Here is a 14,020-nt window from a genome sequence, read left to right as displayed (position 1 = left end):
AGTGTTTTTTGAACGCCGCTAGAAACCAAGCAAGAAAAAAGGAGCCTTCAGGCTCCTTTTTTTATGCCTGAGGGTCGCGTGTTTCACAGTATTCAAAATGCGCAACCAGTTGGGGTTGCAGCCAGTCCCACAGCTGAGGCGCTCCCGCTGCAATTGCGGGTCGGACACGCGTAACAACCTGATCGAATTTAACGCTGTATTCGACCCATGACCCGCCACCTGTTTCCAGATTTGCTATGGGTGTCTGAAAACGATCAACAGCCTTTGCAAATCTGGCTTCTGTGGTCTCAGCCGCCTCAAACTCATGCCATAGTTCAGTAAATGACCGGTGTTGACAGTCAGGCAGAAGGCCAAACAATCGTTTGGCGGCGGCCTGTTCCTTGGCTTCCTGTTCCGCGTGGTCGACATGACCGTGGATCGGGTGGTCGCCCGCGTCGATTTCGACAACATCGTGCAAAAGCAACATCTGTAGTATTCGGTCCAACTGAACATCCGAATGCGCGTATTCCGCCAATACCCAGGCATAGAGCATGACATGCCAAGAATGTTCCGCCGAGTTTTCGAACCGGTCGCTGGCCATCAGGCGTGACGCGCGCAGAACGGATTTCAACTGGTCCGCTTCTGTAAGAAACGCCAATCTTCTCGTGAATGCGTCCTCCTGAGGGTCCGAGTTATTCAAGAGGTTTGTGGCATGTTGGTGGGCCAGCGGAAACGCAAGGGCCAGATACGATGCGCGCCCGTCCGCCAGGTTCGACCGCGCAATTTCTACATGATCCTGCCGCGGGTCGGTGGCGCACAGAACCTGAAACAGCGGCTGGCAGCGATCCAGAATCTTGGCAAACCGGGCATCCGGGGTCTGATCCGCCTCAAACTCACGCCAGAGCGAAAGAAATTCCTGTGCTTGTTCGTCGGGCAACAGGCCAAACAATTCCTGTGCGGCGGCCTGTTCAGCCTCAGCCACGTTGCCCCAATCCGTGTCGAGGTGAATCGGGTGATCACCTGTCACGATCTCAACCAGATCATGCAGCAGCAACATGCGGATGACCCGGTCGACCGAGATGTCCGGCCCGGCCAGTGGTGCCATGACCATTGCCCACAATGCCAAGTGCCAGCTGTGTTCGGCGGAGTTTTCGGGCCTCGATTGGTCAAGCAGGACATTTGCCCGCTCGACCAGTTTCAGACTGTCGGCCCGTTTCAGAAACGCGACCTGCGCAACAAGGCGGTCGGTCATTGCTTTTCGATCGCCTTGAGTTTCGCGCGATGCGCGGCGAGGCGTTTGATCACGAATTGTCGTGCCTTGCGTTCAGCCAGACGCACGCGAATTTCCGTCAGGAATGCCTCTTCCAAAGATTGAGACGCCGCACCAAGAACCTGACCCACTTCTACAAAGAACCGGTCTTCGCCGGTTTCGTCCATAACCTTCATCGTATCTTCGGCCAGTTTGGCCGCAAGCGATGTGATGGTGTCGGACATTATCGGGTGTTCTCGGTCAGCCGACGTTTCACATAGTCGCTGACATCTGTGATCAGCGTGTCCATGTGGCGATCCTGGAAGAAATGATCCGCGCCCTCAACCTCGTTATGGGTGATCGTGATCCCTTTTTGCTCGTGCAGTTTGTTGACCAGCGCAGTGGTGTCCGCTGGTGGTGCCACACGGTCAGCCGAACCGTTGATGATCAGGCCCGAAGACGGGCAGGGCGCAAGGAAGGAAAAGTCATACATGTTGGCAGGCGGCGACACGCTGATGAAACCCGTGATTTCGGGGCGGCGCATCAGCAACTGCATTCCGATCCACGCCCCAAACGAAAAGCCCGCAACCCAGCAGTGTTTCGAATTGTTGTTCATGGATTGCAGGTAATCCAGCGCAGATGCCGCATCGCTCAGCTCGCCAACACCTTGATCATATTCGCCCTGACTGCGACCAACGCCGCGGAAGTTAAAGCGCAGCACTGTGAAGCCCATGTTGTAAAAGGCATAGTGCAGGTTATAGACCACCTTGTTGTTCATGGTCCCGCCGAACTGAGGATGCGGGTGAAGCACGATGGCGATCGGTGCGTCTTTTTCCTTTTGCGGGTGGTAGCGGCCTTCCAGGCGGCCTTCGGGTCCGGGAAAAATCACCTCGGGCATGTGTGCTTTGGTCCTGTCATTTTCGTGCGGGCATCCGGATATACTTGACTATAATCGTCGGACACCTTAGAACGGTTCTAATTACATTGCTTGGCGCAATCGCGCTGCCAGTCGGAGATACGCACTGGCAGCGTCGGCGTCAATGATTTCGCGCAGATCCGTCTAAAAGGGGGCAGAGAATGAAGCTTTCGACCAAAGGGCGTTACGCAATGGTCGCTTTGGCGGATATTGCACTTCAGCCGACAGATCGCCTGGTAACCCTGGGCGAAATCTCGGAACGGCAGGACATTTCTCTGCCGTATCTTGAACAGCTCTTCGTCAAGCTGCGTCGCGCGGAACTGGTTGCATCTGTCCGTGGACCCGGAGGGGGGTATCGTCTTGCACGTCCCGCGTCCGAGATTCGCGTGGTCGAGGTTCTTGCGGCCGTGGATGAGACGGTTGATGCCCTGCAAAAAGGGGCCGGAGCATCCGGTGCGTCATCGGGCAGCAGGGCGCAATCCCTGACGAACCGTTTGTGGGAAAGCCTGAGCGCGCATGTTTATGTCTTTTTGCACCAGACGCGCCTGTCTGATGTGATCAGGAACGACCTTGCGCCTTGCCCGGCAGTTCCAAGCCTGTTTTCCGTCGTCGATGAATGAGCTGAGCAGGTCGAACATGCATATGACATCCCTGCGGGAAAAGATGTATCCATGAAACGTGTTTATCTGGATCATAACGCGACCGCACCGCTGCGACCCGAAGCACGCGAGGCTATGATCGCGGCGATGGATGTGGTCGGGAACCCGTCATCTGTTCATGCAGAAGGGCGTGCCGCAAAGGCGTTGGTCGAACGCGCGCGGGCGCAGGTCGCCGAGGCCGTCGGTTGCCGTCCGCAAGAGGTCATATTTACCTCTGGCGCGACCGAAGCAGCGCGGGTTCTGCAAAACCGCCCCGAAAGCTGCGACTTCTTTGTCGACAGCACCGCCCACGATGCGCTGTGGTCGCATTTCGATCTGACCCATTGTAGCGAGCATCCCTATGGCCCCGGGCACATATTGGCGATGGGGCTAGCAAACTCTGAGACCGGAGTCATCACGCAGCCGCCACAGAAAGTACGGAACCAGTGGCCCTATGGCGCGCGACGCGCTGATTGGCTGTTGCTGGATATTACGCAGGTTGTTGGACGCATTCCGTTTTCCTTTGCCTGGAGTGGCGCAGATATGGCGATCCTGTCGGCGCATAAGATTGGCGGGCCAAAAGGTGTTGGCGCTTTGATCCTGCGGCAAGGTATCGATATCGAACCTTTGGCCAGCGGTGGCGGTCAGGAGATGGGGCGAAGATCCGGCACTGAAAATGTGGTGGGTATTGCCGGTTTTGGCGCGGCTGCCGAGGCAGCTCAACGCGATCTGGCTGATGGAGTATGGGAAAAAGTCAGAGAACTTAGAAATATTCTAGAAAACGCCCTTGAGGCTGGTGCAATATCTACTATTTTTGTCGGGAAAAATCAGGAGCGACTCCCGAATACCCTGTGTTTCGCGACGCCCGGCTGGAAAGGCGAAACGCAGGTGATGCAGATGGACTTGTCTGGCTTTGCCATCAGTGCGGGATCCGCCTGTTCCAGCGGCAAAGTCAAAACCAGTCGGGTTCTGACGGCAATGGGATTTGATGAGACGGTGGCCTCATGCGCAATCCGCGTTTCGTTGGGGCCAGAGACGACGGAAGAAGATGTGCTGCGTTTCGCCGAAACGTGGCTTGAAAAAGAGAAAAAGCATCGCGCGCGGGCTGCGTGATCTGACGGAGGGTAAGTCATGGCCACTTTGGACCAGACCCAGGTGAAAGAAGGTGTCGATCAGGAAACCGTGGATGCGGTTCGTGAGGTCGGCACATATAAATATGGCTGGAATACCGATATCGAGATGGAATACGCCCCCAAAGGCGTGAACCCTGATATCGTCCGTCTGATCTCGGGGAAAAACGATGAGCCTGAGTGGATGACCGAATGGCGTCTGGCCGCTTTCGAGCGTTGGACAAAAATGGAAGAGCCCAAATGGGCCATGGTTCACTATCCTCCAATCGATTTTCAGAACCAGTACTACTATGCCCGCCCCAAATCGATGGAAGAGAAGCCCAAATCTCTGGATGAGGTTGATCCAAAGCTGCTCGCCACTTACGAAAAGCTTGGTATCCCTCTGAAAGAACAGATGATTCTGGCAGGTGTTGAAGGTGCAGAGGATGCACCTGCCGAAGGCCGCAAGGTAGCGGTTGATGCAGTGTTTGACTCGGTTTCCGTGGGCACGACCTTTCAGGCCGAACTGAAAAAGGCAGGCGTGATCTTCTGCTCGATCTCTGAGGCGATCAAAGAGCATCCTGAGCTGGTCAAGAAGTACCTGGGAACCGTGGTTCCCGTATCGGACAATTTCTATGCAACGTTGAATTCAGCTGTATTCTCGGATGGCTCATTCGTCTACATCCCGCCGGGCGTTCGCTGCCCGATGGAACTAAGCACGTATTTCCGCATCAACGCCGAGAACACCGGTCAGTTCGAACGCACCCTGATCATTGCTGACAAGGGCTCGTACGTCTCATATCTGGAAGGCTGTACTGCACCCCAGCGTGACACGGCACAACTGCATGCTGCCGTGGTCGAGATCATCGTCGAAGAAGATGCCGAGGTAAAATACTCGACCGTTCAGAACTGGTTTCCGGGGGATGAAAACGGCAAGGGCGGTATCTATAACTTCGTGACCAAACGCGCCGACTGCCGGGGTGACCGGTCGAAGGTGATGTGGACGCAGGTGGAAACCGGATCGGCCGTGACATGGAAATACCCGTCCTGCATCCTGCGCGGCAATGAAAGCCAGGGTGAATTCTATTCGATCGCGATTGCCAACAATTATCAGCAGGCTGATACCGGCACAAAGATGATACATCTGGGCAAAAACACCAAGTCGCGCATCGTGTCCAAGGGCATCAGTGCGGGTAAGGCCCAGAACACCTATCGTGGGCTAGTGTCGATGCACCCGAAAGCCAAGGACAGCAGGAACTACACGCAGTGTGACAGTCTGCTGATCGGTGACAAGTGCGGCGCACATACGGTTCCCTATATCGAGGTCAGGAACAACTCGAGCCGCGTTGAGCACGAGGCGACGACGTCAAAAGTGGATGACGATCAGCTGTTCTACTGCCGTCAGCGCGGCATGGACGAGGAAGAAGCCGTGGCTCTGGTGGTCAACGGGTTCTGCAAAGACGTGCTTCAGGCGCTTCCGATGGAGTTTGCGATGGAAGCACAGCAGTTGGTGGCCATCTCACTTGAAGGTTCGGTTGGGTGATGACGCGGTCACCCGGAACCCGCATCCGTAAGGATAATGTGCTGACCTGGCTTGGGTACACATTGCCGGTTCTGGGCGGTCTGCTTGGCGTGGCCTACGTCAACACCCATTACATGGAATTCATCAACCCGGTTTGGGCAGTAGGTGGCGGGGCGATCCTGGGTTGGATCATCGCCAGACTGATCCGCAGATTACTGGGCTAGAACAATGCGGGGCCAAGGGCCCCTTGCGATACGCAAAAGGACAAAAAATGCTGGAAATCAAAAACCTGCACGTACAGCTTGAAGAAGAAGACAAGCAGATCCTAAAAGGTGTGAACCTGACGGTCGAGGCTGGCAAGGTACACGCGATCATGGGGCCGAACGGGTCGGGCAAATCGACCCTCAGCTATGTTCTGTCGGGGCGCGACGGGTACGAAGTAACCGAAGGTTCGGCCACTCTGGACGGTCAGGACCTGCTGGAGATGGAACCGGAAGAGCGCGCGGCAGCAGGTGTTTTCCTGGCCTTCCAATACCCGGTTGAAATCCCCGGCGTTGGCAACATGACGTTCCTGCGCACCGCGGTAAACGCGCAGCGCAAGGCCCGTGGAGAAGAGGAACTGTCTGCCGCAGACTTTCTGAAAGAGGTGCGTGCCAAGGCAAAGACGCTAAAGATCGACGCGGATATGCTCAAGCGCCCGGTCAATGTTGGTTTTTCGGGCGGTGAGAAAAAGCGCAACGAAATTTTGCAGATGGCCATGCTTGAACCCAAGATGTGCATCATGGACGAAACCGACTCGGGCCTTGATGTGGACGCGATGAAACTGGTGGCCGAAGGTGTGAATGCCCTGCGGGACGAAGGCCGTGGGTTCCTGGTGATCACGCATTATCAGCGCCTGCTGGATCACATCAAACCGGATGTTGTGCATATCATGGCCAATGGTCGCATCGTTAAGACGGGCGGACCTGAACTGGCACTTGAGGTTGAAAACAACGGTTATGCCGACATTCTGGCCGAGGTGAACTGATGGCTTTGCCGCAAGCGAAACAATCCGCAACCGAGGCGCGTCTGGCTACGTTGATCATGCCCGATGCGGGCTGCACCCGTGGTGCACGCGAAGACGCTTTGGCGCGTGTTCTTGAATCCGGGCTGCCGGGGCGCCGGGATGAGTATTGGAAATACACTCAACCCGATAGTCTGATTTCTGCCGAGGCTTTGCCTGCGGCGGTGTTTATCAATGATGAACCGGTGCTTTTCAACGACCTTGACCGTTTGAAAATTGTTTTTGTCGACGGGGTGTTCAGCGCCGAGGAATCCGATGATCTGTCGCTGGACGGTGTCAAGATCGACCGGATTGAAGACATCTGCTGCAAAGACATTCATTGGGCAAAAGACCTGTATGGCGTTCTGGAAGCGCGCGGCCAGTCCCCGGTTCAACGCCCGTTGGCTGCATTGAACACGGCCTTTGCGTCGGACGGCGTTGCCATTCACGTTACGGGCAAACCCTCCAAACCGATCAACCTGATCTATCGTCATGCCTCGCCGACATCCGACGCGATCCTGCATCACGTCATTCGCGTGGAAAGCGGGGCCGAGGTGACTATTCTTGAATCCGGCCCGGCGGCGTCGCGTTTCAACAAATGTACAGAGATTGAAATTGCCGACAAGGGGACGCTGCATCATGTGCGGGCGCAGGGCAGGGACCATGAACGTCGCGCCGCGACCCATATGTTCACGCGTTTGGGGGCAGAGTCGGTCTACAAGTCCTTCACCTTGACGGCGAATGGGGTGCTGACCCGTAACGAACAGGTCGTTGAACTGACCGGCGACAATGCGGTGGCGCATGTGGCCGGGGCCTGTGTTGGGGATGGTGATTTCCACCATGATGACACGGTGTTCATCACCCATGACGCGGTGAATTGCGAAAGCCGTCAGGTCTTTAAGAAAGTGCTGCGCAACGGTGCGACCGGAGTGTTTCAAGGCAAGATCCTTGTAAAGCAAGGGGCCCAGAAAACCGATGGCTACCAAATCAGTCAATCGCTGCTTTTGGATGATGACAGCCAGTTCCTCGCCAAACCGGAACTTGAGATCTACGCCGATGACGTGGCGTGTTCCCATGGCTCAACTTCGGGTGCGATTGACGATACGGCGTTGTTCTATCTTCGGTCACGGGGTGTACCGGTCAAGGACGCGACCAACATGTTGACGCTGGCATTCCTGGCCGAAGCAGTGGACGAGATCGAAGACAGCACATTGGCAGATGAAATCGTAAGCCGTCTGGAAGGGTGGCTGGCGCGCCGAAGCTGATGGCCCTGTCGTCGGATATCCTGGCAACGTACAAGGGGCCGGGGCGCGTGGTGCGCAGGCTTCTGGATATGGGTCAACGAGAAGACCGGGCGCTGATCTTTGTCATGGCGTTTTGTGTGGTGGCATTCATCGCCCAGATGCCTGGCCTTGCGCGCAAAGCGCATCTGGAAGGCGTTGAGCTGAACATGCTTTTGGGTGGTGCTCTGCTTGGATCCGTGTTCATTCTGCCCTTGGTCTTTTACACGCTGGCACTGGTGTCTCATTGGGCGGCGCGCTTGTTTGGCGGTCAGGGAAGCGCTTATGGTGCGCGCCTGGCGCTGTTCTGGGCGCTGTTGTCGTCTGCACCGCTGGTTCTGCTGAACGGCCTTGTCGCCGGGTTTATCGGACCAGGGCCTACATTGACGATTGTGGGTCTTGTCTGGGTTGCTGTTTTTGTCTGGTTCTGGGTATCCGGTCTCAGACAAGTGCAAAGGTCCGTCGCATGAATTCGAGTTTTCTGGGAAATATAGCTGTCCTGACGATCAGGAACCCGGCCGAAGCGGCGCGACGGCTGATGGCGCTCAAGCTGGGGCGAGAAGTGCTTTGGCTGGCATTTGCACTGGCGGTCGTTTTGAACTGCGTTGTCCAATTGGGAATAGGTTTGTCGATAACAATGGCGGCAGGCCAACCCTCTCCGGCGCTCGAAAGCATTCCCATGGTTTTGGTGCGCTCGGCCGGGGCCATGATGCTGAGCATCGTCGCATTCCTGCTGGTCGGGCGAATGCTTGGAGGTCTGGCGAAGTTCGATGATCTGATGGTTTTGACGATCTGGCTGCAATTCCTGCAAATAGCCGCCTTGGTCGTGACGCTGATCTTGAGCCTGACCCTACCGTTCCTGATGATGATGACATTGTTGGCGACAGCAATCCTGAGCCTTTACGTCACGCTTCATTTTCTGAACGAAGCGCATCAACTCGGGTCGCTCTGGAAATCCTTTGCGGTAATTGTGTTGTCAGCCCTTGTCGCCATCCCCTTCGTTCTGTTTCTAAGCCCAACCGGGCCCGTCTAGGAATACCTCTCTTATGTATGATGTGCAGAAAATCCGCTCTGACTTTCCGATCTTGTCGCGTCAGGTGAATGGCAAGCCTTTGACGTATCTCGACAATGGTGCTTCGGCTCAGAAACCTCAGGTGGTCATTGACGCGGTGACGCGGGCCTATGCCGAGGAGTATTCGAATGTCCATCGTGGACTGCATTTCCTGTCCAATCTTGCGACAGAGAAATACGAGGCCGTTCGTGGCACGATCGCGCGGTTTCTGGGGGCATCGAACGAGAATGAGATCGTCCTGAACTCTGGTACGACCGAAGGGATCAACCTGGTCGCCTATGGCTGGGCTATGCCGCGACTTGAAGCGGGCGATGAGATTGTTCTGAGTGTGATGGAGCACCATGCAAACATCGTACCCTGGCATTTCCTGCGCGAACGACAGGGCGTCGTACTGAAATGGGTCGATGTCGACGCAGAGGGCGGGCTTGACCCGCAGGCGGTAATCAATGCAATCGGACCGAAAACCAAGCTGGTTGCAGTGACACACTGCTCGAACGTGCTGGGTACGGTCGTGGATGTGAAAGCCATAACTGATGGTGCCCACGCCAAGGGCGTCCCGGTTCTGGTTGATGGCAGTCAGGGTGCCGTTCACATGCCGGTAAATGTCGAAGAAATCGGGTGCGATTTCTACGCGATCACAGGCCACAAGCTTTATGGGCCGTCAGGGTCGGGTGCGATTTACATCAAATCCAAACGCATGGCCGAAATGCGCCCCTTTATCGGTGGCGGCGACATGATCAAAGAGGTCAGCAAGGATCAGATCATCTATAATGACCCGCCAATGAAGTTCGAGGCCGGCACGCCGGGGATCGTTCAGATCATCGGTCTTGGCGTGGCGCTGGAGTATATGATGGACCTGGGGATGGAAAACATCGCAGCTCATGAATCCAGCTTGCGCGATTACGCGATGCAACGTCTGACTGGGCTGAACTGGTTGCAGGTTCAAGGCACTCGCCCGGACAAGGCCGCGATTTTCAGCTTTACGCTGGACGGTGCTGGCCATGCTCACGACGTCTCAACCATTCTCGACAAGAAAGGTGTAGCGGTTCGCGCCGGTCACCACTGTGCCGGGCCGCTGATGGACCATCTGGGGGTGACTGCAACATGCCGCGCCAGCTTTGGTCTCTATAACACTACCGATGAAGTTGATACACTGATCGAAGCGCTTGAATTGGCGCATGATCTGTTTGCCTGATTTTGGTCTTGATAAGGGTGCGGCAATCGCGATTTGCAGTTGCACCCGGATTGGAACAAGGTTAGCTAACGGCCAAGGCACCTGTAGCTCAGCTGGATAGAGCGCTGCCCTCCGAAGGCAGAGGCCAGAGGTTCGAATCCTCTCAGGTGCGCCATATCAATGAAGATTACACAATAAATACAATAAGTTAGATTGATATTGCGCTCTGTTGAGTGACACATTAGGTGACACATGACAGCAAGTTGGTTCAAAATCGGCCCAATCAGTATGAAGATAAAATACGTAGAGTGGCGTAGAGGTACAGCCTACTACCGCCGTCGAATTCCGTGCGACTTACAGAATAAATACGCTGGAAAAGCCCATCTGTTTTCCTCGCTCAAGACTGACAACCCTGCTTTGGCAGCAAAACGGTCACTCGAAGAAACTAGGCGCATCGACAGGGAGTGGAGCCTGTTGAGGTCGAAGGGGCAATCAGACCTTCAGACTAGAGAAGAGGGAATGGCGGTACTTCGAAAGTATGGCCTGAAGCCGGGTCAAGCCGTCGAGTACGACAAATACGACATAGAGCCGGAAGAGTTTGTAGGCGAACTTCTCGCTCACTCTCACGACCCTTACGGAAACAACCCCGGTATCGTAAAGGAACGACTACCAGCAGGCCTTAGGATGGCAGCTGAGTTATTTTACGCTGAAGGTGACGAACTGCACAAACTCACTTGCCCCTGCTTCTCTGAAGTTATCGAGAAACACCTGTACTTTCATCCAAGACGGTCATCAGACCCTCAGTTTGACCGAGCCACACAGAGGTTCATAAGGGTCAACGGAGACATGCCTATAGATCAATTTCGGCGGGAACACGGGAACGCGTACGTCAAGGACCTGCTTGAAAGCGGGGTGAAAAAAGCGACGATAAAAAGGTATCTCGCTCAAGTAAGGCCAGTATTCAATACGGCTATCATTGAGCTTGAAGTGCCTATGAATAACCCTCTGGAAAAATTGCAAATACCGGAATCCGAAAGGGATACTGAACCGACAAAGAACCCATTTACAGTTGAACAGGTCATGGCCATTCAGAAACGGTGCATGAAGATGAACGATGAGCGTAGGTGGTTGATTGCAGCCCTAAGCGATACTGGTGCGAGACTGTCTGAGATTGCAGGATTACTTCGGAGTGATGTCCAATTAGATGCACCGATACCGTATGTCTGCATCGCGGCAAATAGCGTTAGAGAAGTCAAAAACGACGGGTCCGCTAGGAAAGTTCCCTTGGTTGGTGCAGCTCTATGGGGCGTGAAACAAGCGATGGCTGCTTCAGAAGAGGATTATCTTTTCCCCATGATTACTAGGCATGGTGACTACGACAAAAATGCAACCTCAGCCGCGTTGAACAAATGGCTAACTGAACAGGGGCTTAGAGGTGAAAAGCAAAGTATGCATAGCCTAAGGCATTCGATGAAAGACAGGCTAAGAAATACAGGCTGTCCAAAGGATATTCATGACAGGATCGGGGGATGGAAGACTTACGGTGTGGGGGAATCCTACGGTTTAGGACATGAGCTCTCGGTTCTTCATAATCATCTACTGCATATGATCGAATGCGAGTCAGAAGGCGCTCGACGTCTGACGTAATTTGGTGAAGTGAAGAGAAATGAAAGACGACAGGAACATTCCGCTTAAAGTCAGGCCAGACTTTGAACCTGAAGAACTGAGGGCAGCGAAAATGGCCCCCTTGGTTATGCTGCCTTTTTCTGAAGAGGCTCATAAGGCTGTTGACGCGATACTGGATCAGACCGTTTCATTTCAAAGAGGGCAGGGAAGAAGAAAAAGAGGGCTTAAAGCGGAAGTAGCCCTATCATTAAAAGCCACGATTGCCGCACTTATTGGCGACTTACTTGAAGCAGCTCTGAACACAGAGTCGAATGGTTACTGCTGGAGATTGGGGGATAGAACCAAATTCAAAGGTACTTTGGCTACCAGCAGGCACTACGAAACCCTAAAGGAAGAGTGGCCTTTAATGGGGCTAATGGATGTCGCTGATGGCTTCAGGGGAAGTGATGATTGGGACGGGGAGATATATCACCCGAACACTCCGAATAAGAGATGGGCTACACGACTTAGGGCGACACCCCTTTTGCTCACAAAGCTTGAGGAATTTGGAATCAGCCCAGCTACGTTGTCTCTGCATTTCAGAACAGAATTCAAAAAGTCCCAACCAATCAGCCTCAGAGCAACAAAGACTAATGGTCAGGCTAAGGGAAGACTCATTTCTTACCAAAGAACACCAACGACTGATGCGCTCGAAGCTGATGTTCGGGAAATCAATGGATTCTTGGCTGAATGGCAGTACAGCTTTGGTGCGCCTCCTGTGCTGTATCGCTTGTTCAACAATGGCGATACTGAGGACTATCAATGGGATATGGGGGGTAGATTTTACGGTTCTGAGTCCACCTACATCAATTGGAAGTCTGAAGACCGTAAAGGAATCCAGATTGGCGGTGAAGCTACAGCCGAAATCGACATAAAGGCCTGTCAACTAACCATGCTTCATGGCTTTTTTGGTGCCGAGTATGAAGTTGGCGTCGACCTCTACGAGATAGAGGGAATTGATCGAGCCGAAGTCAAACAGGCAGTAAATACAATTGTCGGCAATGGAAGGGTAAGCAGAAGAAGCAATCCGGTCCAAACTAAGCTTCTAGAGTACTACCCCTTCTTGAATGATCTAGAAACTCATGGGCTTAACTCTCTGAAACTTCAGGCAATTGACTCAAACATAATGAATCAAACTCTCCTTATGCTGAAACGTGAACACAATGTACCAGCACTTCCAATCCATGATTGTCTCATTGTTCGCGCAAAGGACATAGATGCTGCAAAAGAAGTGTTCACCGAAGCTTTCATTGAGCATGCTGGAGTTAAGCCTACCTTAGAGGTGGAGCTTTGATGAAGAAGAATTCTCAGTAGATACTGAGACTATTACCTTATCTGCTTCAATTACTTACTGCTCATGTGTGTAAGATTTGGGTTTACCATACGATGTGTATTAGATTGCTTGTAGTCTACTTCTAAAATGCTAACGGTGGATAACATAATGTCCTACCTTGCGGGTTACTATGAACGCTAAGAGCGTAGTCGAATGGCTCCGAGTGTTTGTTAAGTTTGAGTGGCTTTGAGAGTTTTTTTCATCGATACAGTCAACGAGATGCTTGGCTTCATTGGATCAATCCAAAGGAGCATTACGGGGCCGTTTGCTTCTTTCTGGCAGGGGAAGACCAAGAGGTCGCAATGGACCGCTCTACGGGGCACTAAGAGGCTCTCACGGGGCCTTTAGGTCAGTGGGTACTGGAGCTATTTTAATTTAATATCAATTGGTTGGTAGTTGTCTTTGAAGTTTGATTCCAACCTCCGACTTTTAGGGCGTCAATAAGAGCTCTTGAGATTTCATCAGACAGTTTCCTAGTGCTTTGTATACTTGTCGGATTGCTGCTCGACCGAAATTGGATTGTGCAGCCATTACTGTTCGCTCAAAGCGGGCTTTAGCCGCACGGTTCATCAAGGTCTGCTGTGCGGGACAAAGCCGACCTTCCACGCGGTTCAGCAGACTGCCTCTTCCGGCGCCAAAGCCGACCTCCAACGGTAGCTCGGGATGTTGCACTGCGGCCCGTCAAAGCCGCTGTTCGCCGCGCCTGCAAAGCCCACCGCAGGGACGAAGTGGACATTTAGTGTTTGCTGACCCGCATCAAAGTCTAGAGTCGATTGAAATGCTACAATTGCGATGTCTCGAGATTACGAGGCTCGTGAGTGTATTTCCATGACGTTTGCCCCGCCTTCGAGTCCCCATATCTGAGGGCGGGGTTGTTCAATGAAGATTTGTCTCAAGTCTTATTTTGTTGAAAAACTCGGGCTTGATCGGTTGGTAAGTTGCTGATTCAATTCTTCCTAAAGGGAGGGATCAGCCATGATGGGACCGAGACAGGAAGCGCAAGCGTCGCTGTTTTACGAGTTCTCGCTGGAGGATCATGTC

The 14,020-nt window shown here is 53.6% G+C and carries 14 protein-coding genes and 1 tRNA gene; 12 read left to right on the top strand and 3 right to left on the bottom strand.

The window, feature by feature from the left end:
• Window positions 1-61 precede the first annotated feature (61 nt).
• Genes ACR0AM_RS00075 through ACR0AM_RS00065 form a run of 3 tightly spaced genes read right to left on the bottom strand, consistent with a single transcriptional unit; the run spans window position 62 to window position 2,126 of the window.
• Complete coding sequence (locus ACR0AM_RS00075) at window positions 62-1,231, bottom strand: HD domain-containing protein (protein ID WP_480621800.1); 1,170 nt, start codon at window positions 1,229-1,231, stop codon at window positions 62-64.
• On the bottom strand, window positions 1,228-1,473 hold the full coding sequence (locus ACR0AM_RS00070) for a hypothetical protein (protein ID WP_480493134.1): 246 nt from the start codon (window positions 1,471-1,473) through the stop codon (window positions 1,228-1,230). Before ACR0AM_RS00070 ends, ACR0AM_RS00075 begins: the two co-directional genes overlap by 4 nt.
• A complete protein-coding gene (locus ACR0AM_RS00065) occupies window positions 1,473-2,126 on the bottom strand; it encodes an alpha/beta hydrolase (RefSeq protein WP_170424714.1) in 654 nt (217 codons plus the stop codon). Before ACR0AM_RS00065 ends, ACR0AM_RS00070 begins: the two co-directional genes overlap by 1 nt.
• A gap of 179 nt (window positions 2,127-2,305) precedes the next feature.
• On the opposite strand from ACR0AM_RS00065, the gene iscR reads away from it, so the two are divergent.
• The 12 genes from iscR to ACR0AM_RS00005 all read left to right on the top strand — a co-directional run bounded on the left by iscR (window position 2,306) and on the right by ACR0AM_RS00005 (window position 12,940).
• Window positions 2,306-2,764, top strand: a complete 459-nt coding sequence (gene iscR, locus ACR0AM_RS00060) for a Fe-S cluster assembly transcriptional regulator IscR (RefSeq protein ID WP_209596301.1) — start codon at window positions 2,306-2,308, stop codon at window positions 2,762-2,764.
• Between the two features lie 51 nt (window positions 2,765-2,815).
• A complete protein-coding gene (locus ACR0AM_RS00055; protein WP_480621799.1) occupies window positions 2,816-3,895 on the top strand; it encodes a cysteine desulfurase family protein in 1,080 nt (359 codons plus the stop codon).
• 18 nt (window positions 3,896-3,913) lie between these two features.
• The gene (gene sufB, locus ACR0AM_RS00050; RefSeq protein WP_480621798.1) at window positions 3,914-5,434 is read left to right on the top strand and encodes a Fe-S cluster assembly protein SufB; all 1,521 of its coding nucleotides are present in this window, start codon (window positions 3,914-3,916) and stop codon (window positions 5,432-5,434) included.
• Window positions 5,434-5,637 (top strand): hypothetical protein, encoded by a 204-nt coding sequence (locus ACR0AM_RS00045; protein ID WP_480505146.1) that lies wholly within the window; start codon window positions 5,434-5,436, stop codon window positions 5,635-5,637. Before sufB ends, ACR0AM_RS00045 begins: the two co-directional genes overlap by 1 nt.
• Window positions 5,638-5,684: 47 nt before the next feature.
• Window positions 5,685-6,440, top strand: a complete 756-nt coding sequence (gene sufC / locus ACR0AM_RS00040; protein ID WP_480621797.1) for a Fe-S cluster assembly ATPase SufC — start codon at window positions 5,685-5,687, stop codon at window positions 6,438-6,440.
• Window positions 6,440-7,720 carry a Fe-S cluster assembly protein SufD gene (gene sufD, locus ACR0AM_RS00035; protein WP_480472821.1) on the top strand — a complete coding sequence of 427 codons (1,281 nt, stop codon included), beginning with the start codon at window positions 6,440-6,442 and terminating at the stop codon, window positions 7,718-7,720. Before sufC ends, sufD begins: the two co-directional genes overlap by 1 nt.
• Entirely contained in the window at window positions 7,720-8,205 is a 486-nt protein-coding gene (locus ACR0AM_RS00030) for a YIP1 family protein (protein WP_480472819.1), read from the top strand. The genes sufD and ACR0AM_RS00030 overlap by 1 nt, the downstream gene beginning before the upstream one ends.
• The gene (locus ACR0AM_RS00025) at window positions 8,202-8,768 is read left to right on the top strand and encodes a YIP1 family protein (RefSeq protein ID WP_480621796.1); all 567 of its coding nucleotides are present in this window, start codon (window positions 8,202-8,204) and stop codon (window positions 8,766-8,768) included. The genes ACR0AM_RS00030 and ACR0AM_RS00025 overlap by 4 nt, the downstream gene beginning before the upstream one ends.
• Window positions 8,769-8,781: 13 nt before the next feature.
• Window positions 8,782-10,002: a cysteine desulfurase gene (locus ACR0AM_RS00020; protein WP_480493138.1), complete on the top strand. Its 1,221-nt coding sequence runs from the start codon at window positions 8,782-8,784 to the stop codon at window positions 10,000-10,002.
• Window positions 10,003-10,079: 77 nt separating this feature from the next.
• Window positions 10,080-10,156: transfer RNA gene (locus ACR0AM_RS00015), tRNA-Arg, on the top strand.
• Window positions 10,157-10,233: 77 nt separating this feature from the next.
• Window positions 10,234-11,628, top strand: a complete 1,395-nt coding sequence (locus ACR0AM_RS00010; RefSeq protein ID WP_480621795.1) for a tyrosine-type recombinase/integrase — start codon at window positions 10,234-10,236, stop codon at window positions 11,626-11,628.
• Window positions 11,629-11,647: 19 nt separating this feature from the next.
• Window positions 11,648-12,940: a hypothetical protein gene (locus tag ACR0AM_RS00005; protein ID WP_480621794.1), complete on the top strand. Its 1,293-nt coding sequence runs from the start codon at window positions 11,648-11,650 to the stop codon at window positions 12,938-12,940.
• The last annotated feature ends 1,080 nt before the right edge of the window (window positions 12,941-14,020 follow it).

The organism is Ruegeria sp. AD9 (genome assembly GCF_056542305.1).
The sequence above is the reverse complement of the archived record's forward strand: the minus strand, read 5'-3'. Positions and strand labels throughout refer to the sequence as shown.

Bases quoted from the DNA above. Each gene is read 5' to 3' on its own strand.
- ACR0AM_RS00070 (WP_480493134.1), bottom strand. From the start codon at position 1,473: ATGTCCGACACCATCACATCGCTTGCGGCCAAACTGGCCGAAGATACG.
- ACR0AM_RS00055 (WP_480621799.1), top strand. From the start codon at position 2,816: ATGAAACGTGTTTATCTGGATCATAACGCGACCGCACCGCTGCGACCC.
- ACR0AM_RS00025 (WP_480621796.1), top strand. From the start codon at position 8,202: ATGAATTCGAGTTTTCTGGGAAATATAGCTGTCCTGACGATCAGGAAC.
- sufC (WP_480621797.1), top strand. From the start codon at position 5,685: ATGCTGGAAATCAAAAACCTGCACGTACAGCTTGAAGAAGAAGACAAG.
- ACR0AM_RS00030 (WP_480472819.1), top strand. From the start codon at position 7,720: ATGGCCCTGTCGTCGGATATCCTGGCAACGTACAAGGGGCCGGGGCGC.
- sufD (WP_480472821.1), top strand. From the start codon at position 6,440: ATGGCTTTGCCGCAAGCGAAACAATCCGCAACCGAGGCGCGTCTGGCT.
- ACR0AM_RS00065 (WP_170424714.1), bottom strand. From the start codon at position 2,126: ATGCCCGAGGTGATTTTTCCCGGACCCGAAGGCCGCCTGGAAGGCCGC.
- ACR0AM_RS00045 (WP_480505146.1), top strand. From the start codon at position 5,434: ATGACGCGGTCACCCGGAACCCGCATCCGTAAGGATAATGTGCTGACC.
- sufB (WP_480621798.1), top strand. From the start codon at position 3,914: ATGGCCACTTTGGACCAGACCCAGGTGAAAGAAGGTGTCGATCAGGAA.
- ACR0AM_RS00010 (WP_480621795.1), top strand. From the start codon at position 10,234: ATGACAGCAAGTTGGTTCAAAATCGGCCCAATCAGTATGAAGATAAAA.
- ACR0AM_RS00075 (WP_480621800.1), bottom strand. From the start codon at position 1,231: ATGACCGACCGCCTTGTTGCGCAGGTCGCGTTTCTGAAACGGGCCGAC.
- iscR (WP_209596301.1), top strand. From the start codon at position 2,306: ATGAAGCTTTCGACCAAAGGGCGTTACGCAATGGTCGCTTTGGCGGAT.
- ACR0AM_RS00020 (WP_480493138.1), top strand. From the start codon at position 8,782: ATGTATGATGTGCAGAAAATCCGCTCTGACTTTCCGATCTTGTCGCGT.
- ACR0AM_RS00005 (WP_480621794.1), top strand. From the start codon at position 11,648: ATGAAAGACGACAGGAACATTCCGCTTAAAGTCAGGCCAGACTTTGAA.